16 protein-coding genes, 1 tRNA gene and 2 pseudogenes are annotated in these 20,292 nt (G+C 72.6%); 8 read left to right on the top strand and 11 right to left on the bottom strand.

From position 1 onward, the window contains the following. Positions 1 to 39: 39 nt before the first annotated feature. From ACPU2J_RS28855 to ACPU2J_RS28845, 3 genes are read right to left on the bottom strand one after another with little or no spacing between them, the layout of a single operon-like run. Positions 40 to 870, bottom strand: a complete 831-nt coding sequence (locus tag ACPU2J_RS28855; protein WP_361595305.1) for a carbohydrate ABC transporter permease — start codon at positions 868 to 870, stop codon at positions 40 to 42. After that, positions 867 to 1,742: a carbohydrate ABC transporter permease gene (locus ACPU2J_RS28850; RefSeq protein ID WP_420082318.1), complete on the bottom strand. Its 876-nt coding sequence runs from the start codon at positions 1,740 to 1,742 to the stop codon at positions 867 to 869. Before ACPU2J_RS28850 ends, ACPU2J_RS28855 begins: the two co-directional genes overlap by 4 nt. Before the next feature lie 44 nt (positions 1,743 to 1,786). Next, the gene (locus ACPU2J_RS28845) at positions 1,787 to 3,124 is read right to left on the bottom strand and encodes an ABC transporter substrate-binding protein (RefSeq protein ID WP_365131977.1); all 1,338 of its coding nucleotides are present in this window, start codon (positions 3,122 to 3,124) and stop codon (positions 1,787 to 1,789) included. Between the two features lie 334 nt (positions 3,125 to 3,458). Here ACPU2J_RS28845 and ACPU2J_RS28840 point away from each other — a divergent pair. Both ACPU2J_RS28840 and ACPU2J_RS28835 read left to right on the top strand, forming a co-directional pair. Continuing rightward, positions 3,459 to 3,531, top strand: a tRNA-Cys gene (locus ACPU2J_RS28840). A gap of 2 nt (positions 3,532 to 3,533) precedes the next feature. Further along, on the top strand, positions 3,534 to 5,111 hold the full coding sequence (locus ACPU2J_RS28835; RefSeq protein ID WP_423834318.1) for a hypothetical protein: 1,578 nt from the start codon (positions 3,534 to 3,536) through the stop codon (positions 5,109 to 5,111). An 18-nt stretch (positions 5,112 to 5,129) separates the two neighbouring features. Here ACPU2J_RS28835 and ACPU2J_RS28830 read toward each other — a convergent pair whose 3' ends face one another. Further along, positions 5,130 to 5,495: a hypothetical protein gene (locus ACPU2J_RS28830; protein ID WP_401170390.1), complete on the bottom strand. Its 366-nt coding sequence runs from the start codon at positions 5,493 to 5,495 to the stop codon at positions 5,130 to 5,132. Between the two features lie 190 nt (positions 5,496 to 5,685). On the opposite strand from ACPU2J_RS28830, the gene ACPU2J_RS28825 reads away from it, so the two are divergent. After that, a complete protein-coding gene (locus tag ACPU2J_RS28825; protein ID WP_423834317.1) occupies positions 5,686 to 5,925 on the top strand; it encodes a universal stress protein in 240 nt (79 codons plus the stop codon). A 114-nt stretch (positions 5,926 to 6,039) separates the two neighbouring features. On the opposite strand, the pseudogene ACPU2J_RS28820 reads toward ACPU2J_RS28825, so the two are convergent. The 3 genes and pseudogenes from ACPU2J_RS28820 to ACPU2J_RS28810 all read right to left on the bottom strand — a co-directional run. After that, positions 6,040 to 6,459 (bottom strand): annotated as a pseudogene (locus ACPU2J_RS28820) (transposase); the annotation flags it as partial. Between the two features lie 70 nt (positions 6,460 to 6,529). Continuing rightward, entirely contained in the window at positions 6,530 to 6,853 is a 324-nt protein-coding gene (locus ACPU2J_RS28815) for a hypothetical protein (RefSeq protein ID WP_420078959.1), read from the bottom strand. 229 nt (positions 6,854 to 7,082) lie between these two features. Next, positions 7,083 to 8,519, bottom strand: coding sequence for an FAD-binding oxidoreductase (locus ACPU2J_RS28810; protein ID WP_399816734.1), 1,437 nt, complete (start codon positions 8,517 to 8,519; stop codon positions 7,083 to 7,085). A gap of 299 nt (positions 8,520 to 8,818) precedes the next feature. Between ACPU2J_RS28810 and ACPU2J_RS28805 the strand changes: the two genes are divergently transcribed. Beyond that, complete coding sequence (locus tag ACPU2J_RS28805; protein ID WP_420078960.1) at positions 8,819 to 9,706, top strand: hypothetical protein; 888 nt, start codon at positions 8,819 to 8,821, stop codon at positions 9,704 to 9,706. A gap of 272 nt (positions 9,707 to 9,978) precedes the next feature. Continuing rightward, positions 9,979 to 12,981, top strand: coding sequence for an ATP-binding protein (locus ACPU2J_RS28800; RefSeq protein ID WP_423834316.1), 3,003 nt, complete (start codon positions 9,979 to 9,981; stop codon positions 12,979 to 12,981). A gap of 117 nt (positions 12,982 to 13,098) precedes the next feature. On the opposite strand, the pseudogene ACPU2J_RS28795 reads toward ACPU2J_RS28800, so the two are convergent. Both ACPU2J_RS28795 and ACPU2J_RS28790 read right to left on the bottom strand, forming a co-directional pair. Then, positions 13,099 to 13,470 (bottom strand): annotated as a pseudogene (locus ACPU2J_RS28795) (sigma-70 family RNA polymerase sigma factor); the annotation flags it as partial. 233 nt (positions 13,471 to 13,703) lie between these two features. Continuing rightward, complete coding sequence (locus ACPU2J_RS28790; RefSeq protein ID WP_420078962.1) at positions 13,704 to 14,399, bottom strand: SDR family oxidoreductase; 696 nt, start codon at positions 14,397 to 14,399, stop codon at positions 13,704 to 13,706. 229 nt (positions 14,400 to 14,628) lie between these two features. Here ACPU2J_RS28790 and ACPU2J_RS28785 point away from each other — a divergent pair, with 229 nt between their 5' ends. Then, complete coding sequence (locus tag ACPU2J_RS28785; RefSeq protein ID WP_420078963.1) at positions 14,629 to 16,050, top strand: amidohydrolase family protein; 1,422 nt, start codon at positions 14,629 to 14,631, stop codon at positions 16,048 to 16,050. Between the two features lie 96 nt (positions 16,051 to 16,146). Continuing rightward, positions 16,147 to 16,725 carry a hypothetical protein gene (locus ACPU2J_RS28780; RefSeq protein ID WP_420078964.1) on the top strand — a complete coding sequence of 193 codons (579 nt, stop codon included), beginning with the start codon at positions 16,147 to 16,149 and terminating at the stop codon, positions 16,723 to 16,725. A gap of 77 nt (positions 16,726 to 16,802) precedes the next feature. Here ACPU2J_RS28780 and ACPU2J_RS28775 read toward each other — a convergent pair whose 3' ends face one another. Continuing rightward, complete coding sequence (locus tag ACPU2J_RS28775; RefSeq protein WP_365070906.1) at positions 16,803 to 17,744, bottom strand: serine/threonine dehydratase; 942 nt, start codon at positions 17,742 to 17,744, stop codon at positions 16,803 to 16,805. 14 nt (positions 17,745 to 17,758) lie between these two features. Then, entirely contained in the window at positions 17,759 to 18,400 is a 642-nt protein-coding gene (locus tag ACPU2J_RS28770; protein WP_420078965.1) for a TetR/AcrR family transcriptional regulator, read from the bottom strand. Between the two features lie 156 nt (positions 18,401 to 18,556). Here ACPU2J_RS28770 and ACPU2J_RS28765 point away from each other — a divergent pair, with 156 nt between their 5' ends. Further along, on the top strand, positions 18,557 to 20,245 hold the full coding sequence (locus ACPU2J_RS28765) for a ricin-type beta-trefoil lectin domain protein (RefSeq protein WP_420078966.1): 1,689 nt from the start codon (positions 18,557 to 18,559) through the stop codon (positions 20,243 to 20,245). Positions 20,246 to 20,292: the final 47 nt, after the last annotated feature.

The following is a 20,292-nucleotide window of genomic DNA, read 5'->3' as shown; positions in this document are numbered from 1 at the left end:
GGTGGGTCGGTACGGCGTGCGGGCGGGCTGCGGGCCGGTTCAGAGCTTGACGGCGCCCTCGCCGACGCCCTTGAAGAAGTAACGCTGGAGGGCGAAGAAGAGGAGCACCATCGGCAGCAGCGCGGCCATCGCCCCGGCGGCGACGATCCGCTGGTCGTTGACCGTGGTGGTGCCGGCGAGGGTCTTCAGGCCGAGCTGGAGCGTGTAGTGGTCGCTGTCGGTCAGCACGAGCAGGGGCCAGAGGAAGTCGTCCCAGGCGCCCATGAAGCTGGTGATGCACACGACGGCCAGCGCGCCCTTGACCGACGGCAGGAACACCCGGGTGAAGCGGGTCCACTCCCCCGCTCCGTCCAGGACGGCGGCCTCCTCGATCTCCCGGGGGACGGCGAGGAACGCGGCCCGCATGATCATGACGTTGAGCACGGAGACGGCGCCGGGCAGCCAGACCCCGACCAGGGTGTCCACCAGGCCCAGTTCGCGTACGGTGAGGAACATCGAGATCATCACCGACTCGAAGGGGAACATCAGGGTCGCCACGAGGACGGTGAACACGGCCTCGCGGCCCTTCCAGCCGGCCCTGGACAGGGCGTAGCCGCCCATCGCCGCGCAGAGCAGGTTCGAGACCACCGCGAGGACGGCGACCACGAGGGTGTTGCCGACGTACTGCAGCAGCGGGAAGGACTCGGCGACCCGCAGGTAGTTGTCGAAGGTGGGCCGGGCGGGCAGCACGCCGTCGTACACGTTCTCGGTGCGGCCGCGGACCGAGGTGAGGAACTGCCACACGAGGGGCCCCAGCATCACGACGAGCATCAGCACGAGGGCGGCGTAGCGGGCGGCGGGGCCGAGCAGACGGCGTCGCGGCGCGCTCACGTCTCGTCCCCCCTGGTCAGCCGGCGGCCCAGCAGGCTGAAGACCAGCGTCAGCAGGAACAGCAGGAGGGAGAGGGCGGAGGCGTAGCCGGTCTCCCCGGCGAAGCCGAGCCCGACCTGCCGGATCAGGAAGGGCAGGGTGCGCGCGCCGCCGCCGGGCCCGCCGCTCTCCCCTCCGAGGACGTAGATCTCGGTGAACACGCGCAGCGCGGAGATCGCGGAGAGCGTTCCGACGAGCAGCATCATCGGCTTGACCTGGGGGACGGTGATGCTGAAGAAGCGCCGGACGGCGCCCGCCCCGTCGAGCGCGGCCGCCTCGTGGAGGGAGGCGGGCACGTTCCCGAGGGCCGCCAGGTAGAAGACCATGTAGTAGCCGAGGCCCTTCCACACGGTCACGATCATGGCGGACACCAGGAGCATGGTGCTGTCCGTCAGGAACGGGACCGGCTCGGAGACGAGGCGCAGCTTCAGGAAGACGGTGTTGACGAGGCCGTCGCTGCGCAGCACCCACTGCCAGATCAGCCCGACGACCACGGCCGACGCGATCACGGGGGTGTAGAAGGCGGACCGGAAGAAGCCGATGCCCGGCAGGCCGGGCCGGACGAGGACGGCCAGGGCCAGCGGCAGCAGGACCAGGCACGGGACGACGACCACGAGGTACAGCACGCTGTTGCCCGCCGCCACCCAGAAGTCGGGGTCGGCGAAGGCCCGGCGGTAGTTGTCGAGCCCGACGAAGGAGCCGCCGCGCAGGATGCGGGCGTCGGTGAAGGACAGGACGACGGTGTTGACGAACGGCCAGAGGCCGAACACCGCCACCATCGCCAGGCCGGGGGCGAGGAACAGGTAGGGCGTCCACCACCTGCGGTGGACCAGCCCCGACTCGGCCTCCGCGGCCCGCCGGCCCGCGGTGCGGCCCGTCACCCGCGGGCCGCGTCGGCGAGGAGCCGGTTCGCCGCGTCCTGTGCCTTCCGCACCGCCGTACGGGCGTCCTGCTCGCCCGTGATGGCCTTCTGCACCTCCCGTACGACGGCGTCCCCGACCTGGCTGGTCCACTCCACGGGGGTGTTGGCGTCCAGTGCGGCCGTCCTGAGCTGCTCGGCGCCGACCGCGCGGGCGAGGGTCTCGGCGTCCTTGCCGTCTCCCCGGTCCGAGAAGAACGGGTCGGCGAGCCCCTGGGCGTGGGACGGGTAGATGGTGGCCTTCCGGGAGAACTCCACCTGGTTGGGGCCGTTGGTGACCCACTTCGCGAACTCGGCCGCGGCGTCGGGGTGTCCGGTGTCCTTCCTGATGCCGAGCGACTGGGCGTAGATGCCGATGTGGCCGAGCGTGCCGGTGACCGCGCCCGCGACCTGCGTCCTGGCGTAGACCTGCGGGGCGTTGCGCTTGACGTCCTTGACGAATCCGGGTGATCCGGGGCCGAAGACGAGCTTGCCGCTGCCGTACAGCTGGTTGATGTCGTCCGCCTTGAGGAGGGACTCCTTCGGCATGGCGCCCTTGTCGTACAGGTCCTTCATCCGTTCCACCCAGGCGACCGCCCGGTCCGTGCCGAAGGTGAAGCGGTCCCGTTCGCCGTTGAGGATCGGGACGCCCATCTTCTGCCAGTCGCCGGGCAGGCGGCCCTTGGGGTCGGCCATGAAGGCCGCGTACCGGCCGCCGGACCGGGCGGCGATCTGCTCGGCGCAGTCGAAGAACTGCTCGACGGTGGTGGGCGGACGGTCCGGGTCGAGCCCGGCCTCCGCGAAGAGGTCCCTGTTGTACGTGAGGATCTCCGGGGTCACGTACCAGGGGTACGCGTACACGCTGTCGCCCCGGCCGGGCAGCTTGAACTGCTCCCAGGCACCCGGTACGTACGCGGCCGCCGCGGCCCCGTCCAGCGCGGCGACGTCGGCGAGCACGCCCCGGCCGGCGAGGAGCTGGAAGGAGTCGGTGGAGAGGTTGACGACGTCCGGGAGGGTCCCGGCGCGGGCGTCGGCGACGAGCTTCTCGTTGTAGCCGTCGCCGGGTACGTCCTCCCACTTCACCGTCGCCTCGGGGTACTTCTCCTCGAAGGCGTCGATCACGCCCTGCACGTAGGCGGTGAACGTGGGCTTCAGCTGGAGGGTGCGGAAGGTGATCTCCCCGGCGACCCGGCCCGTTCTGGCGGCCTGTCCGCCCCCGCCGGGATCGGCGCCGCCCAGTCCGCACCCGCCGGTGGAGAGGAGAGCGGCGGTGATCACCACCGCCACGGCCGTACGGGACGTGCTGGAACGGTTCACGGTCGCCGCCTTCCCGGAAGTCCGGCCGCGCGGCCGGAGGCGGTGCCCACGGTCACCACGGCCCGGCACCCCGTCAACGCGGCCTCGCCGGCACTGGCCGATGCCGAACGGTCAGCGCGCCGCCCGGCGACGCGCCGGGACACCGGGTGCCGCGCTCCGCCACCGCCGCCACCTGGCCTGATGCGCTTGAGTGTGCCGTACAACCGTCCCCGCGCCGCCAGGACCCCGCGGCCGTCCCCCCACAGCCTTTGACGCCTTGTCGCCCCCGGGCCGCGGCACCCGGTGGTCGGTCCGTGTTGGTGCAACCGCACCCGCTCGGCTAGGTTTCCCCGAACGGCGTGTAGCTCAGCAGCCAGAGCACCGACCTGCACAGTCGGAGGGCGCAGGGGCAGGACCTGCCACGCCGGCGATGAACCAGAACCCCGGCCGGCCGACGGCCGCCGACGCCCCCGGCGCCCCCGCACCGGGGCTCTCCGCCGCCGAACTGTTCGCCCACTGCCTCACCGACGACGGCCTCGCCTGGCTGGACGCCCTCCTCGACGACGGCCGCTTCGACGTGCGGGCTCCGGAGCACGCCGCCCTGCTGTGCGTCGCCTGGCTCCGGCGCGCCGGTGAGCCCGCCGCCGCGGCCGGCCTCGTGGAGGAACTTCGCCCCTTCGCCCACGAGGTGCGTTTCGCCCCCTGTCCGGCGCCGGAGCCGGCCCCCGCCGCGGGCGCCGTGCACCGGCGGACCGTCGGCGAGGTCGCCGTCGCCCTGGCGGAACGCGTGCCCCGGCCCGCCGTCGCGTCGATGGTCGCCGCGCGCGGACGTCCCGGCTCCCCCGGGCACCGCGCGCTGCGCGAAGCCCAGGCCGTACAGGCGGGCGGACCGGCGCACCAGGACCTGACCGCGCCGGTGCTGCGCCGCCTCGCCCCGCTCGACGTCTCCCTCGGGACGTCGCGGGCCCAGGACCTGGCCGGGCCGGTGACGCCCGCCGAGGCCGGGGAATCGGGACTGCCCGCGGGGACGCCGCTGCCCGCCGCGGTCCGGGACACCGTCCTGCTCGCGCGCAGTGCGCCGCTGGTGACGCTGGCCCGGTCGGGCGCGATCCCTTCGGCGGAGGCCTTCACGGAGGTCGCGGCCCAGCTGGTGGCGTCCCACCCGGCGCTGGGACATCGGGACGAGGCCCTGGGCCGGGTGGTCGCGGCGGTGTACGCGGCCGGCCGCTCCCGCCGGCACGCCCTGTGGTGGAGCGCGCAGCACGGCGAGCGGATCGCCGCGCTGCCCTGGATGCGGGCGGTGGCGCCCTGGGGGGACGACTCGCCGGCGCAGGCCCGTTCGGTGCTGCGCCTGGTCGTCGAAACCTGCGTGGAAACCTTCCCCGGCGCCGGGATACCGAACTCCCTGGTGCAGGTGGTCTCCCCGCTCGCCGAGGCCGGCGGGCTGGGCGTCCCGCTGCTGAGGGAGCCGTTCGCCGCCCGGTACGACGGGACGGTCTCCCCCGAGCTGCTGGGCGCCGCGGCCGAAGCGGCCGGGCTGCTGCGCGGCACCGTGTACGAGCGCCACCACCGCATCGACTACGCGGCCGTGCTGGAACTCGTCGCCGCCGGGGACCGGGAGGGCTTCGCGGCGCTGTGCGCCGAGCGGGCCGGACGGCCCGGCGGGTCCCTGGCGACGGAGCCCGCCGTCGCCGAACAGGCCCGGGTCCTGACCACGTTCAACCTGGCGACCCTGGTGCGTCGTGCGGGCATCGCGCCGCACGGCGGCTGGCAGGGGGCGGCCGTCGGGGCGTTCGCCGCCGCGACCCGCCGGTCGGCCGCCGCGGCGCGGTCCGCCCGTGCCTGGCGGCACGCGGTGCTGTACCTGTCGCTGTGCGGTCCGCAGGAGCGGGAGGCCGCGTTCGCCGCGTTCGAGGCACGGGCCGCCCGGCTTCCCCGGCGCTCGGCCGACCGGTTCGCGCCTCGCCTCGCCGAGCTCCGCCTCGGCCTCGGTCTCGGCGCAGGGTAGTCGGGCGCGGCGTCGGCCCTACTTCATCGGGTAGCGGACCTTCTCCGCCAGCTTGCCGTCCTTGAAGCAGAAGCGCAGGACGGTCTCCTTGCCCATCTCGGTGTCGCCGCCGGATATGTACCAGGAGCAGGAGCTGCCGTCGGGCTCGACCGGGCCGCCCTCCTTCAGGGCGCTCTTGACGAAGCTCTCGCCCGAGGGGAGCTTCGCGCGGACCTCGCTCTCCGCGTCGCCGGTCTTCACCCCCTCGTACACCGTGGGGTCGACCATCGACTTGTCCGCCATGTCCAGGACTTTGCCCATGCCGAAGACGACGGCGACGAGGACGCCCACCCCCAGCACCAGAGCCACCCCGCAGCCGATCAGACAACCCTTGCGCTGAGCCACGCCCGTTCCTCCCACTCGCTTCGTGTCCGCAGGCGGTCGCCCGGACCCTCACACCCTCGCAAGTGCCGTACGGCGGAGGCTGTCCTCGAAAGTCGTCGCCCGTCGCAACCATCGTCGTTCGAGGTCGGGCCGACGTTCCGTGTATACAGGGAGAAGATCGACCATTCGGGCGGAGCGAAAGGAACCCACCGTGACCGAGCAGACCGCCGAACCCCTGATCGTCGTCGGCGTGGACGGCTCGAACCCCTCCCGCGAGGCCGTGCGCTGGGCGGTGGAGCAGGCCCGGTTGACGGGGAGCCGGGTGCACGCCGTCATGGCGTGGGAGTGGAACCGCAACCCCTTCGCCCTCGGGACGGGCGGTGCGGAGGGGCACGCCGAGGAGGAGGCGGCGCTGACGGTGGTGGTCCGCGAGGGCGAGGCCGCCGGCTGAGCCCGGGCCCGGCCCGAACGGGAGCCCGCGGAGGGCTCCTCGACGTCCGGCACCCGCGGCGCCGCGGACTTGGCTGAGCAGACTTCGGAGTTCGGGGAGGGTGAGGGGTGTGAGCCGGCGGACGCCACGGCGGGCGATCACCCAGTGTCGGCCGTCCTCGCGGTGCCAGGGCCGGACCTCGACCCGGGCCCAGTCGCAGGCCCTCGGGCCGTGGGCGGCATCCGCGGTCACCCACCGGAACGCAATCCTCTCGGCGACGGCCCGGCGGACCATGGCCTTGGCCGTCACCACTTCCGCCTCGAAGCCGATCGAGTCGTCGATGCCGACGGCCCGGCACCGGTCGCGGTCATCCGTCCATGACGTGGACAGATGGAGGCGGCGGTCGATCAGAGTGCGACCACGGCCACCGGCATGCGCGAGGAACATCCCGATCCGGGAGTTCTCCGCCCTGGTGGCGGAACGGTGCACGAATCGCCGGTGCAAACCTTTCGGTGCGCCAGCCCACAACCGGGCACCGGCAACGTCCCCACCCAGGAACCGACAAACGACCGACCTGCCCAACCGTCATGGCGAAGACCGTTGCAGTACCAGCCCGCGCCCGGGGTCACGGCGCGCGCCAGGAGGGCCCTCCGGGTGGCAGGTCGGCCTCCCGGAGGGCCGCGACGGCGTGCAGGGTTCCCCCGGTGCGGCCTGCGAGAAGTCCCCGCGGAGTGTGGATGCTCCACAGGCTGCCGGAGGAGGGCTCGGCGCTGCCGACGGGAAACGGGCGGGTGATGTCCGTGATGTCCTGGATGACGACCACACCGCCAGCGCGTGCGGCGCTGTAGCTGCGGCCCATGCACTTGAAGACCCAGGCATCCGCCGAGATCTCGCCGAGCCCCAGAACGGTTTCGCCCTCAGACTGGGCGCCGCAGACCGGATCCACCATTTCCACTCCATCACGCAGTGTTCCTGATTGCGTCCCAGAGTAGCCCTGGCGCGGTGCCCGTCCCTCGCCTTCCGGCACTCCGCAATCCGGTCGTGTGCTCCCGAGACCTCTACCCCGGACCGCATCCTGCTCCCAGGGCGTGTACGACACGCCGCGTGAACGGCGCCGGATGGCTACCCCCTCGGCAACCACACCCGGTCGGCGCCGCTGCCCCGGCCGGCCCCACGGTTTAGCAGGCCGTGGCCTCGGCGGCGAGGCCCGGTGCGGGTGCGATGTTGTGGTTGTGGGCGCGGAAGACGTTCTGCGGGTCGTACTGCTGCTTGATGCGCTGCAGGCGGGCCAGGACGTCCGGGGCGAACACGTCGGACGCCACGGCCTGCCGGGAGGTGAAGTTCTGGTACAGGCGGCCTGTTGACCAGGGCGTGAGGTCCTTGAGCAGTGCGTTCATGTCCTCGGTTCCGGCGTCGACCACTTCCGGCGGCCCTACCGTCGCTCCCCACACCATGAAGGCGGCGTCCCGCGCGCCGGCGGCGCTGGGCAGGTGTGCCTCCCGGCTCAGGGCACCGGCCAGGTGCCGGATCTCCAGCACGGTGACGGCGCTGCCGGAGGCGGGGCCGACCCGCTCCAGCACGGCCGCAGCCACCTCGGGGGTCAGCTCCGTCAGCAGCACGCTGCGATCCTCGTACGGAGCCGGCTCCGTGGGGTCCTGGTGCACCTCGGCGAACGTGTCGTAGCCGCGCCTTCCGACCGTGTCCGCCAGCGGGGCGCCGACCGCGCGCAGCGGTGCGATGAGCTCCTCCGCTTCGGCGTCCGAGCCGAGGTAGGCGACCCGGACGTGAACGGTGAACCGGCCGCGCAGCAGCTCCGGGACCTCGGGGACCGGCGGGAAGTTCAGCAGGGCGACCGACACCGTCAGCTCGTCCGGGGCCTTCTCCACGACCTGCCGGTAGGCACGCAGTACGGCCTCGGCGTGTTCCGCCGGGTGAAAGATCCCGCCGCCGTAGAAGGTGCTGACCGGGAACAGGTCTATTTCCAGGGAGGTGACGACGCCGAGGTTGCTGCCGCCTCCGCGCAGCCCCCAGAACAGGGCGGGGTCCGATTGCGCGGTCACGTGCAGCAGTTCGCCGTCGGCCGTGACGACGTCGATGGCGCGGACGTGGTCGGCGGCCCAGCCGTAGGTGCGGCCCAGGACCGGGCTGAGGCCGCCGCCGAGCGTGTATCCGACGACACCCACACCGGCGCTGGAGCCGTTCAGCGGGGCCAGACCGTAGCGCTGCGCCGGCCCGACCACGTCGCTCCACAGCGCGCCGGCCTCTATGCGGGCGCTCGCCGTTGCCGCGTCGACCCGCACGGTCCGCATGGTGCGGGTAGTGATCAGGACGGCTCCGTGGCTCGCCCGCGGGGGGAAGGCGTGATGCCCGGTCGACAGAACGCCCACTGCGAGCCCGTGAGCGGCGGCGAACCGGACCGCGATCTGCACGTCCTGAGGCGTCTGGGCAGCGACCACGAACGCGGGGCGGATCTGTGAACGCAGGTTGAACGCGGAGACTTCCTGTGCGTAGTGCGGGTCGCCTGGCGTGCAGACCCTCCCTGAGATGTTCGCCTTCAGCTGCTCCAGCTCTTCGATGGCCCGCTGGATCAGGGCGTAGGTGGATTCCTGGCTCATGTGCTGTGCCGTCCTTCGGTGGCGAGGTGCCTGGTGAGTGTGGGCGGTCTGCGCTGACGACGTCGTCGCGGTGCGGCCCTTGGACCATCGAAGGGCCGGTCGCTGTCCTGGTGCTTTCCCGGCACTGTCCGCACGCCGAGGGCCGCCCGCGGTCGGCGCTCTCCCGGGTTGAGGCGGTCTGGCCCACGGCCCCGGCGGCAGTGCGTCAGAACCACTCCGGGGTGCGATCCGTAGCAAGGGGGCCTGCCGCCCCGCACGAAACGGAGCGGCCGACCACACCACTGTCACAAGGAGTTCTGATGTTCCGTACTACGCGCGCCACGTCACTCGCCGCCCTTTCGGCCGCCGGAATCCTTCTTCTCTCGGCCTGCGACGGGACCGGCAGCACCAGTGGGACCGCCAGTGCGAGCGCGGACGCCTCTCCGAGCGCCGCAAGGGCCGGCGCTGCCGGGCTGTCCCTCCTGAGCGGCACCGCCCGCCAGAACGGCGCCGACCTCAATGCCGGCGACCTCGAACCGGCTGCGGGCCCCGCCGCGGCCTCGGCGGCGGAGAAGCCGGTGGCCCGCGCATGGGTGCAGTTGTCCGCCGGTAAGGCCGGTGCGCTCGACCCCGTGGTACTCAACGGGGCCGGGTTCACGCTGTACCGCTTCGACAAGGACACCACGAACCCGTCGAAGTCCAACTGCTCCGGTGCCTGCGCCGGCACCTGGCCGCCGTACCTGGTCGCCAGGGGCGGCAAGGTCTTCATCGACGGGGTCCAGCCGTCGGCCATCGGTTTCGTCCCGCGCGACGGCGCCTTGCATGTGACGATCGGCGGCTGGCCCGTCTACCTGTTCAGCAAGGACACCAAGCCCGGCGACACCAACGGGCAGGGGGTGGGCGGCACATGGTTCGCGGTGGCGCCGGACGGAAAGAAGGCCGGACAGTCCGCCGCCGGCACCGCGTCGTCGGCGCCTGCGACGAACGCCACGTTCTTCGACTCCGCGGACTTCGCAGACCCGGCCGAGGGGATCACCGGACCGGACTGCAGGCCGGTCCGCTTCTCCGGATCCCTCAAGATGACCGGTACCGCCAAGATCTGGGACGGCCCGAACTGCACCGGCAGGTCCCTCGTCGTCCAGGGTGACGTGCGCGACCTGGCCGCCGTCGGGTTCCCGGCCGTGAAGTCCATCCGCTTCCTCGGCTGATCCGCCTTCCCGAGCGGACGGTCGGCAACCCCGCCCGTCCGCAGCGGCGGGCAGACTCCGCAAGGCTGGTGCTCCGCCCAGCGGCCCGAAGTTCATGCATGAGCCGGAGCGGGCATGGCCGGCTCAGCCCTCCTGTCACGGGATACTCACGTATGCACTTTCGACTGCTCGGACGCCTCGACGTGACTGCCTCCGACGGATCCCCGATTGCCCTTCCCGGTGCCCTCGCCCGGGCTGTCGTCGCCCGCCTCACCCTGGCCGGCGGACGGCCCGTGCAACGCGATCTCCTCATCGACGAGCTGTGGAGCGAGCGCGAGACCAGGAACCCCGTCAACGCGCTCCAGGTGCAGATGACCAAGCTGCGCACCGCGTTCGCCGAACGGGGCGAGGCGGGCCGTCTGGCGCTGCTGGCCGGGGGCTACCAGCTCGCCCTCGACGACAGGGACCACGTCGATTTCACCGCCTTCGAAACCAGCGTCCGTCAGGGCCGGGAGCGTCTGCGGGCCGGAGCCTACGAAGACGCCGAGAGGATCCTTCGAACCGGCCTCGGACTGTGGCGGGGCCAGGCACTGGAGGACCTGACCGAGGCAGTGTTCGAGGGCGAGCGCCGCCGGCTGGAGGAACTGCGGCTCACCGCTCTGGAGGACGCGGCCCAGGTGGGACTCCTGCGGGGCCGGGCCCAGGAGCTGACAGCCGAACTCACCTCCCTGCTTGCGGATCACCCCTTCCGGGAGAAGCTGCGCGGCCAGCTGATGCTCGCCCTCTACCGCAGCGGCCGGCATGCCGAAGCACTCGACCTCTTCCACCGCGGCCGCGTCCTCCTGGACGCCGAGCTCGGCCTGGCGCCCTCACCCGAGCTGCGCGCCCTGCAGAGCGCGATCCTCGAACACGACCCCGCCCTGATGCGCCCCGAGCCCGGCCGAAGCGAAGCGGAGCACCTGCCTGCCTCCGGGCTCTCCGGCTCCGGGAAGACGGAGGGCAATCTGAGCCGGTCCCTGGGGCCGTACGTCGGCCGACGCGGCGCTTTGCGGGCCCTTCGGGAGACGATCACCCGCGAACGACTGGTGACGATCCTGGGTCCCGGCGGCGTCGGCAAGACCCGGCTCGCACTGGAGGCACTCTCCCGGCCGGACTCCCCCGTCCAGGCCCTCTGGTGGATCGACCTGGCCGCCACCGACGAGGGTGGCATCCTCGCGGTACTGGCCGCCACGCTCGGCCTGTCGGACGCTTCGGTGGCCACCGACCAGCGCCCTCACGACTTCCTGCGGCGCGTCATCTCCTCCTTGGAGAGCCGCACGGCGATCGTGGCGCTCGACAACTGCGAGCACGTCCTGGACGCGGTCGCGCCCCTGGTCAACACCCTTCTCGAGGCCTGCCCGCAGCTCACCGTAGTGGCCACCAGCAGGGAGCCGCTGGGCATCGCGCAGGAAGCCCACTTCACCGTGGAGCCGATGACCGCCGAGGAGGCCGGGGAACTGTTCACCCTGCGCGCCGCCAAGATCAGTCCCTCGTTCGCGGCGGGGCCGGACATGCGCCAGGACGTACTGAGCCTGTGCCGTCGTCTCGACGGTCTCCCGCTCGCCGTCGAACTCGCCGCCGCACACATCCGGATACTCTCCGTGGCGGAGATCGACCGCAGGCTGGACGACCGCTTCGCCCTCCTGGTGAAGGGAGAGCGCACCGCACCCGCCCGCCACCGCACCCTGCGGGCGGTCCTCGACTGGAGTTACGCCCTGCTCGGCGGCGCCGAGCAGCAGGTCCTGAGCGAACTCGCCCTACGGGTGGGCGGCACCGCGCTCGAAGACGCCGAGCGGTACGGCACGCTCGGCCCGGAGGCGACCGGGACGGCTCACATCGGCCACGGCGGCGGTCTGCTACCGACTCTGACACAGCTGGTCGACAAATCGATGTTGTTCACCGTTCCTGGTCGCCACGGAACCCGTTTCCAGATGCTGGAGACGGTACGTGAGTACGCTCTTGCCCGCCTGCGGACCGAGGGCCGTCTGCAGCACGCCGAGGAGCGCTTCGCCTCCTGGGCCCTCGATTTCGCAGCCGAGCACTCCGCGGCCCTCCATTCACGTGATCAGGCCGCCCACTGCCTCCACATCGCCGAGGAAGTGGCCAACCTCAGGGCCGGCTCCGAGCTGCTGGCCCGGCAAGGACGGGCAGCCGAAGCCCTGTTCCTCGAATCCTCCCTCGGCTATTTCTGGTATGTCTCAGGCCGTGAGGAGGAGGGCATCGACCGGCTCGCCCGAACCTTGGACGCCTACGACAGCGAACGGGGCACCTCGGACCCCGCGCGCCCACCCGGCCCCCGGGAGGAGTGGGCGCTCGCCTACACGTTCGCGTGGCTCGCCTGGCTCAACCACGTCGCCGGACGGCACGAGAGCGCACTCGGCTACGAGGAGCGTTACCAGGCAGCCTGGCGGCAGGCCCGCAACCCGGACGTGGCGGTGATCGGCCCGGTCTACGAGGCGTTGTACGCGCGGCTCACTGCCGACGAGGACCGCGCCGACCTGTTCGCGCGGGCCGAGGCAGGCATCGCCGGCACCGCGTTCCAGTGGGACAGGGCCGTGCTGCAGTACAACTGGTCGACTTACTGCCTGCACGAGGGCGCTCCGGACGCGGCGGGCGAACACGCGCTGCGCGGCATCGAGGCGGCCAGCGCCGCCGACGACCCTTTCGCCCTCGCGATCTGTCTCACCGCCCGCGGCGACGCCATGGAGAGCGCCGACCGGCGGCAGGAGGCCCGCAGCATGTGGAGCGAGGCGAGCGAGATCCTGCGGACCATGGACGCCCGCTCGCGCTGGGCCTACCGTGCGCTGCGGCTGGCCTACCTGGACATCGGGGAGGGAGACTTCGACCGGGCCGACCACCGTATCGCCGAGGTGGAGCGGATCGCCGCCGAGGTCATCTCCTACGACCTCGGCTGTGCCGGGGCAAACCTGCGCGCGGTGGTCCTGGCCGCCCGCTCCCGGTTCACCGAGGCCGCGGCGGCCCTCAGGGAGGTGGCGAGCGCGGATGCCGCCCCGCGTCACCGTCGGGCCGTGGCGTCCCTGGCTCTCGCCGTCTGCGGCGAGAGCGGGCCGGTCGACGTCGACCGGCTCGCCGACGGGCACCGTGAGGCCGCCGCCATCATCGAGCCACTGGCTCGGGACGCGGTCGGCCTGCTGCTGGCCGAAGCCGCCGAGGGGGGCAGTGCCGAAGCGGGACGGCGCTACGCACTCCACGAGCGTTTCGCCCGCTCGCCGTCGGTGCGTGCGGCCTTCTGCTGACGGGCTCCGGCGCCCGGCAGTTGTCCGGCCCGCAGACGGATATCCGCGTCTGAGCAGGGCGGCTTCGAGGGCACGCAGCGCGGCGTGGGTGCGGGATTTCACTGTGCCGGCGGCTATGCCCAGGGCCAGGGCGGTCTCGGCGACCGACTGGTCGAGGTAGCGCGTGTGCAGCAGGATCTGGCGGTGCGGTTCGCTGAGGTCGCGCAGCGCCTCGCGGACGACGTGGCGGTCGGCCACGCGGTCCGCGTGGCCGGGTGAGGCGGGCTCCACGCCGTCGAGGTGCCCACTTTCGTACGGGCGGGCCCGGCGGGCCCGATGGCTGTCGATCACGAGGTTCCGGACGACGGTGACGAGCCAGCCGCGGATGCCCTCGCCGGCCGGGTCCAGGAGCGGAGCGTGCTGCCAGGCGCGGAGTATCGCCTCCTGGACGATGTCCTCGGCGCGGTGGACATCGCCGCCCAGTGAGCGAGCGGCGAGATACCTGAGCATGGCAGCGTGCCTGTCGTACACGGCGCGGGCGAAGCGCTCGTCGTCGGCTTCGGTCCGTCGAGCTGCCGCGAGTGGGGCGGCGGGTGCGAGTGGGGCGGCCGGTGCAGTCGAAGTAGTCATCACCTGGCCAGCGTTCGCCGCACCGCTTGCCCGCCGCTTGCCGCACGCTTTCCCCGCCTGTCCGGAGACTGTCGCGGCCCTGGGGACAGGCAGGTTCCGCCGGAGCCGGCGGGTTACACCATGCCGCCGTCCACGGTCAGGTTCACCCGGTTCACGGCCGGGTTGTGCATCAGGAAGACCGTGGCGCCGACGATGTCGGCCATGGTGGCGAGCCGGCCGGTGGGCGTACGGGAGCGGACCGACTCCAACACGTCGGCCTGCCCGCTCCACGACGGGGTGTCGCTGACGATCCCGGGGTGCACGGCGTTGACCCTCACCGGTGCCAGCTCCGTCGACAAGGTGCGCACCATGGAGACCACGGCGCCGTTGACGGCCGTGACGGTAGTGGAGCCGGGGTAGGGCACGTCTTTCGCAACGCCCCCGAACAGGACCACCGATCCGGCGGGCGTCAAAGCATCCCGCAGTGCTGCGACCGCGGCAGTGTAGCCGACCACCTTGAGCGTGGCCAGGCGCACCGCCCGGTCCACCGAGTAGTCACGCACGCTGTTCACGTCGCGTTCCACGGCCGTGATCACCAGGTGGTCCACCCGGCCGACCCCCGACAACGCCCCGGCGAGCCCGTGCGGCTCAGAGAGGTCGAGTGCGATGCCCCGTACGTCGTGGCGCCCCTGGCTCACCTCCCGCGCGATTTTCCCCGCCCGCTCTGCATCCCGGCCGGTCAGCACCACGCTGTCGCCCCGGCGGGCCATGTGCTCGGCCAGCTCGCGTCCGATGCCGCTGGTACCGCCGATGATCACGATGTTCGCCATGCCCTTGTCTCCTCGTCGGTGTCCTGAGTCCCTGGGCTCGCAGGGAAAGCGGGGACCGCCGGCAGCGCCCTCAACGCTCCACGAGAACAGGGCAGCGCCGGTTCTGTGAAGCGGCTCACGGCCACCCGCGCAGGGAGCTTTGCCGGACGCGTGAACCCGTCCCGTCCTGCGTCCGTAGGGCAGGCACAGCATTCGGCAACTTCGGCAACTTCGAGAATGGGGTGACGGCATGTCCACCACGGACGCGTTCGCCAAAGGCCGCCCGGTACTACTGCAGGGCGGCACGGTACTGCCGATGGGCGACCCCTGGCAGGTGCTCCCCACCACGGACGTCCTGGTCCAAGGCGACCGGATCACCGCGATCGGACCCGGCCTTGACTTCCCGGCGGGCACCACCGTGATCGACGCCACCGGCGGAATCGTCATCCCCGGCATGATCGACACACACCGCCACATGTGGCAGACCGCGCTGCGCGGCTACGGCGCGGACTGGACCCTGAGCCAGTACTTCGTGTGGTTCTTCATCGACCACGGCAAGCACTTCCGGCCCCAGGACATCCACGCCGGCAACCTGCTCGCCGCCGCCGAGGCCCTCGACGCCGGCGTGACCACGACCGTCGACTGGTCCCACGGCCTGGCCACCACCGACCACGCCCACGCAGCGGTCGACGCCCTCCAGTCCGTGCCGGGCCGCTTCGTACTCGCATACGGCAACCTCCACCGGCCGGCCGCCGAGTGGGCCACCGACCCCGCCTTCCGCGCCTTCCTCGACCAGCGCGTCCCCCGCGACGGCATGCTGGACCTGCAACTGGCCATCGACCTCGGCGGCGGCCCCGGCTTCCCCGAGAAGCCGGCCTTCGAAGCCGCCCACGACCTCGGCGCCGCGGTGACCACCCATGCCGGTGTCTGGGGCACCGACGGAGACCGGAACCTGGCCACCCTCCACGATCACGGCTTCATGCGCCCCGGCACCCTCTACGTCCACGGCTCTTCCCTCGGCGACGACTCCTACCGCCGCATCGCGGACACCGGCGGATACCTGTCGATCTCCGCCGAGAGCGAGCAGCACGCCGGCCAGGGATACCCGCCCACCCATGCCGCCCGCACCCACGGCATCCCCGTGTCCCTCTCCATGGACACCAGCGTGTGGTGGAGCGCGGACCTCTTCTCCGCGATGCGCGCCACCCTGGCCGCCGACCGCTCCCGCGAACACGCCGAGGGTCACGCCCGGGGCGAGACCGTCACCCACACCACCCTGCGCGCACACGACGTCCTGAGCTGGGCGACCCGCGGCGGCGCGGCCGCGCTCGGCCGCTCCCACGACCTCGGCACCATCGAAGTCGGCAAGAAGGCAGACCTGGTCCTCCTCAAGAACGACGAATCCCCGGTCTCCTTCCCGATCCTGAACCCGCACGGGCACGTCGTACTCCAGGCACAGCGGTCCGACGTCCACACCGTCCTGGTCGACGGCCACGTCGCCAAGTACCGCCACCGCCTCCAGGGCATCGACCTGCGGGCGGTACGCGGCCACGTCGAGAACACCGTCGAGCACCTGCGCGCACAACTCGGCGAAAGCGAATGGGCGAAGGGCCTGGACCCGGAAGTCCCCCGCGTGAAATCGATCGAAGAGAGCAGGTACGGCAAGCAGTAGCCGTCAAGGGCCACTGAGGTCCGGTGGGGTGGCCGGCCGGGGCCGGAAGCCGAAGAACGGTCACGGCAAGCACCGTTGCAGTACTGGGGTGTGCCGGTGCAGCTCTCCCCACCGCCGCCGACAGCGGCGAACGAGCTCCGGCCCGGCCGCGACTGGTACGCCGTGGCGGCCGGGATCGCCGCCGTGCTGATCGCGATCGGCGTCGCCCTCGGCGCGTACCGGTTCCACCAGGCGACGGACTCGGTCGACACCGGCCGTCAGTTCGCCCGCGGCGACACCGTCACCCTCCACCTCGAACCGGGCAGCGAGAAGACCGTCTGGGGGCGGGTCGACTTCCCGGAGGACGCCCACCCGCCGGAGGGCGACATCACCGGGCCGGGTGCCCCGCGCCTCGGCGACGCCGGCTTCCACACGCTCCTCACCCGTGACGAGGCCTGGGCCCCGCTCTTCGCCATCGAGGTGTCGCAGGCGGCCGACTACCGGCTCACCTGCACCTCCCGGTCGGACTTCGGATACGCCATCGGGGAGTCCGGGGGCCTGGTCTCGCCGGCGGGCCGGCTGATCCTGTCCGTCCTCTTCGCGTTGCCGGGCACGGTGACCGGCGCCGCCATCGTCCTGGTCACGGCGCTGCGCCGCAGGAGTCACCGCAGGCGTCTGCTCGCCGCGAGGTCCTGACCGGCCGGGCGGCCTGCCATGGGACCGACCTGACGGGCGGGGCGGCCTACCGCGGGACCGGACCGCCGCGGACGGTCTCAGGGCGCCGGTCGCATCAGGTCGCTCGGGTCCGTGTTGGCGCCGCAGAGGACGACGGCCACCCGTTCGCCCAGGGGTTCCGGTGCGCCGCGCAGGGCGGCCAGGGCGGTGGCCGCGCCCGGTTCGACGACGATCCGGTGCTCCTCCCAGAGCGCGCGGCGGGCCGCGGTGATCTCCTCGTCGGCGACCAGGACCGAGGTCACGTTCTTCTCCTGCGCCGCGGCGAGCGCGTCCTCCGAGACCCGGGTGGCGCCGAGCGAGTCGGCGGCCACGGAGTCCACGCTCACGTCCACGACACGGCCCGCCTCCAGGGCGGCGTTGAGGGCCCGGCAGGTGCGCGGTTCGGCCGCGACCACCCGTACGCCGTGGGCGCGGGCGGCGGTGGCGACCCCGGCGAACAGCCCGCCGCCGCCCACCGCGACGACCACGGTGTCCAGTCCGGGCAGCGCGTCGCGGATCTCCTCGAGCAGGGTGCCGGCCCCCGCCGCGATGAGCGGGTGGTCGTAGGCGTGGCTGCTCAGGGCGCCGCTGGTGGCGGCGAACTCCCGGCACGCGGCGAGCGCTTCGGCGTACCGGTCGCCGACGAGCCGTACGTCCGCGCCGTAGCCGCGCAGCCGTTCCACCTTCACGCGCGGGGCGTTGGCCGGGAGGAACACGGTCGCGGGGACCGACAGGGCGCGGGCCGCCCAGGCGCAGGCGAGCCCGGCGTTTCCCCCGGAGGCGATGGTGACGCCTGCCTCGGGGACGGTACCGGCCTCGTGGTGGGCGGCGAGGAAGTTGCGGGCGCCACGGGCCTTGAAGCTGCCGGTGTGCTGGAGGTGTTCCAGCGCGTACCAGACGCCCTCGGCCGCGGGGGCCACCGTGACGGGGCGGACCCCACCCGCGATGCGCGCGGCGGCCGCGCGCACGGCGGCGTGGTCGAGCTGCTGCGGACGTTCCATGGTCGGTCTCCCCATCACATGCCGGGCCGGGCGGCCTCGATCAGTTGGCGCAGGGCGCCGTGGTACACCTCGTGGTCCGTCAGGGCGGGCAGGATCTCGGCCGTTCGGCCGGACAGCACGGGGAACTCCTCCGGGTCCAGGGCGGCCAGGGCCGTCCGGGAGGCGGCGGTGGCCCGCTCCGGCTCGCGGTGGTCCACGAAGGCCGCGCTGCCCAGGGTGAGCAGGTACATGCGGCGGTAGGCGGTGATCGCCTCGGTGACGGTCAGGCCCGCGGCGACGCTGTCGGCGAGGGCGGGCTCGACGAGCCGGGCGAGGAGCTGGCGGCCGAGCCAGGGGCGGCCGCCTCGCAGGACGAGCAGTCCGGGGTGGGCGACGAGCAGGTCGTAGAGGGCGCGGAAGCGCCGTTCGGTGGCCTCGGCCCAGTCCGTGCCCGCGGGGATGTCGGGGAGCCGGGCCGCCAGATGCTCGGTGCACAGGTCCAGCAGGCCCGCAAGGTCGGTGCAACGGCGCTGGACGGTGGCGTGGGAGACGTCGAGGCGCTCGGCGAGGGTGCGGAAGCTCAGCCGCTGCGGCCCCTCCTCGTCGAGGATCCGCAGGGCGGCGACGGCGATGGCCTCGGGCGTCGCACGGTCCAGGGCGTCTGATCTCCTCGGCATGCGATACACCGTAACATACGATGTATCGACACTTTCGTGTGACATTCATTGCAGCCATATTGCTGGTCATCGGACGACAATCAGCGACCTTCGTTGACACTGGGTAGTCACCTCGCTGCACTGGGCGCACGATCGTTCCCACGTCTAGGAGACCCAGTGCCGCCTCGCCTGCGCGCAACGCTCCCCTGCCTGACCGCGGCCGCCCTCTTCGCCCTCGCCCTCTCCCCCGCCCCGGCGGCCGCCGAGCCCCGGGCGACCTCGGACACCCGGCTCGCCCTCACCCCGCCGATGGGCTGGAACAACTGGGCGCACTACATGTGCGACATCGACGAGGCCACGGTGGTCGCCAACGCCGACGCCCTCGTGTCGACCGGGCTCGCCGCCAAGGGGTACGACACGGTCACCGTCGACGACTGCTGGATGACCAAGAGCCGGGACGCGCAGGGCAATCTGGTCGTCGACCGGAACCGGTTCCCGCGCGGCATGGCCTGGCTCGGCGAGTACCTGCACGCGAAGGGGCTGAAGTTCGGCATCTACCAGGACGCCGGCTCCCTGACGTGCGAGAAGTACCCCGGCAGCGGCTCCCCCGCGGGCGGCGGACCCGACCACTACGCCCGGGACGCACGGCAGTTCGCGTCCTGGAAGGTCGACTACGTCAAGATGGACGGCTGCAACGTGTGGGTCCCGGAGGGGCAGACCAAGGAACGGGCGTACCGGGACGCCTACCACGGCGTCGCGCGGGCGATCCGCGCCAGCGGCCGCGACATGGTCCTGTCGGCCTCCGCACCCGCCTACTTCCAGCAGGGCGAGTGGGGCGGATCCGACTGGCACAGGGTCCTCGGCTGGGTGGGCGAGACCGGCCAGCTGTGGCGCGAGGGCCGCGACATCCAGGTCCACAAGCCGGCCACGCCCGACGCCTCGCGGTGGGGCTCGGTCATGGGCAACTACGGCTACAACCGCTGGCTCGGCCGCTACGCCGGCCCCGGCAACTGGAACGACCCCGACTTCCTGATCGCGGGCGCACCGGGGCTCACCGCCGCGGAGAGCCGCAGCCAGATCGCCCTCTGGGCCATGATGGCCTCCCCGTTCATCCTCTCCTCCGACGTCTCGAAGCTGACGCCGGAGGGACTCGCCGCCCTCGGCAACACCCGGATGATCACGCTGGACCAGGACTCGATGGGCCGTCAGGCCTCCGTGGTCTCCTCGAACTCCACCTTCGAGATCCTGGTACGCCCGCTCGCGAACGGCGACCGCGCGGTGGCCGTGCTGAACCGGTCGGCCACCACCCGCGACATCCGCGTCCCGCTCGACGAGATCGGGCTCTCCGAGTGCACCGTCGACGCCCAGGACCTCTGGAGCGGCGGCTTCACCGAGGTCTCCCAGGCGCTCACCGGCCGGCTCGCCGGCCACGACACGGCGGTCTGGCGCCTGACCCCGCGCGGCTGCGCCGAGGCCGTGCCGACCGGTCAGATCAACGGCGACGGGGCCCGCTGCGCCGACGGCGTCAACACCACCGGGGTCGGGGCGGTCGTGATGGCGACCTGCTCCGGGGCTCCCGACCAGCGGTGGTCCCTCGCCGAGGACGGACGCCTGAAGCTGGGCGGCGCCTGCCTCTCCGCGGGCGAGGAGGGTGTCGTGGAACTCGCCGGCTGCTCGCCCGCCGGGGACCGGCAGCCCGGCCAGAGCTGGACCCACCGGCGGGACGGCGCCCTCGTGGAGGAGGTCAGCGGGCGCTGCCTGACCGCGCCCGCCCCCGTCACCACGCCCGGCGCCCCGGCCGAGCGGCTGGGGCTGGCCGACTGCGGCGACCACCGGGTCGACCAGGCCTGGTCCCTGCCCGTCTAGTACGAAGGCCGGCGCGGGTGCCCCGGCCGCCGCGCCCGGTTCCGGAC

The sequence above is a fragment of the Streptomyces manipurensis genome (assembly GCF_049570255.1).
Lineage (GTDB): Bacteria > Actinomycetota > Actinomycetes > Streptomycetales > Streptomycetaceae > Streptomyces > Streptomyces manipurensis.
The sequence above is the reverse complement of the archived record's forward strand: the minus strand, read 5'-3'. Positions and strand labels throughout refer to the sequence as shown.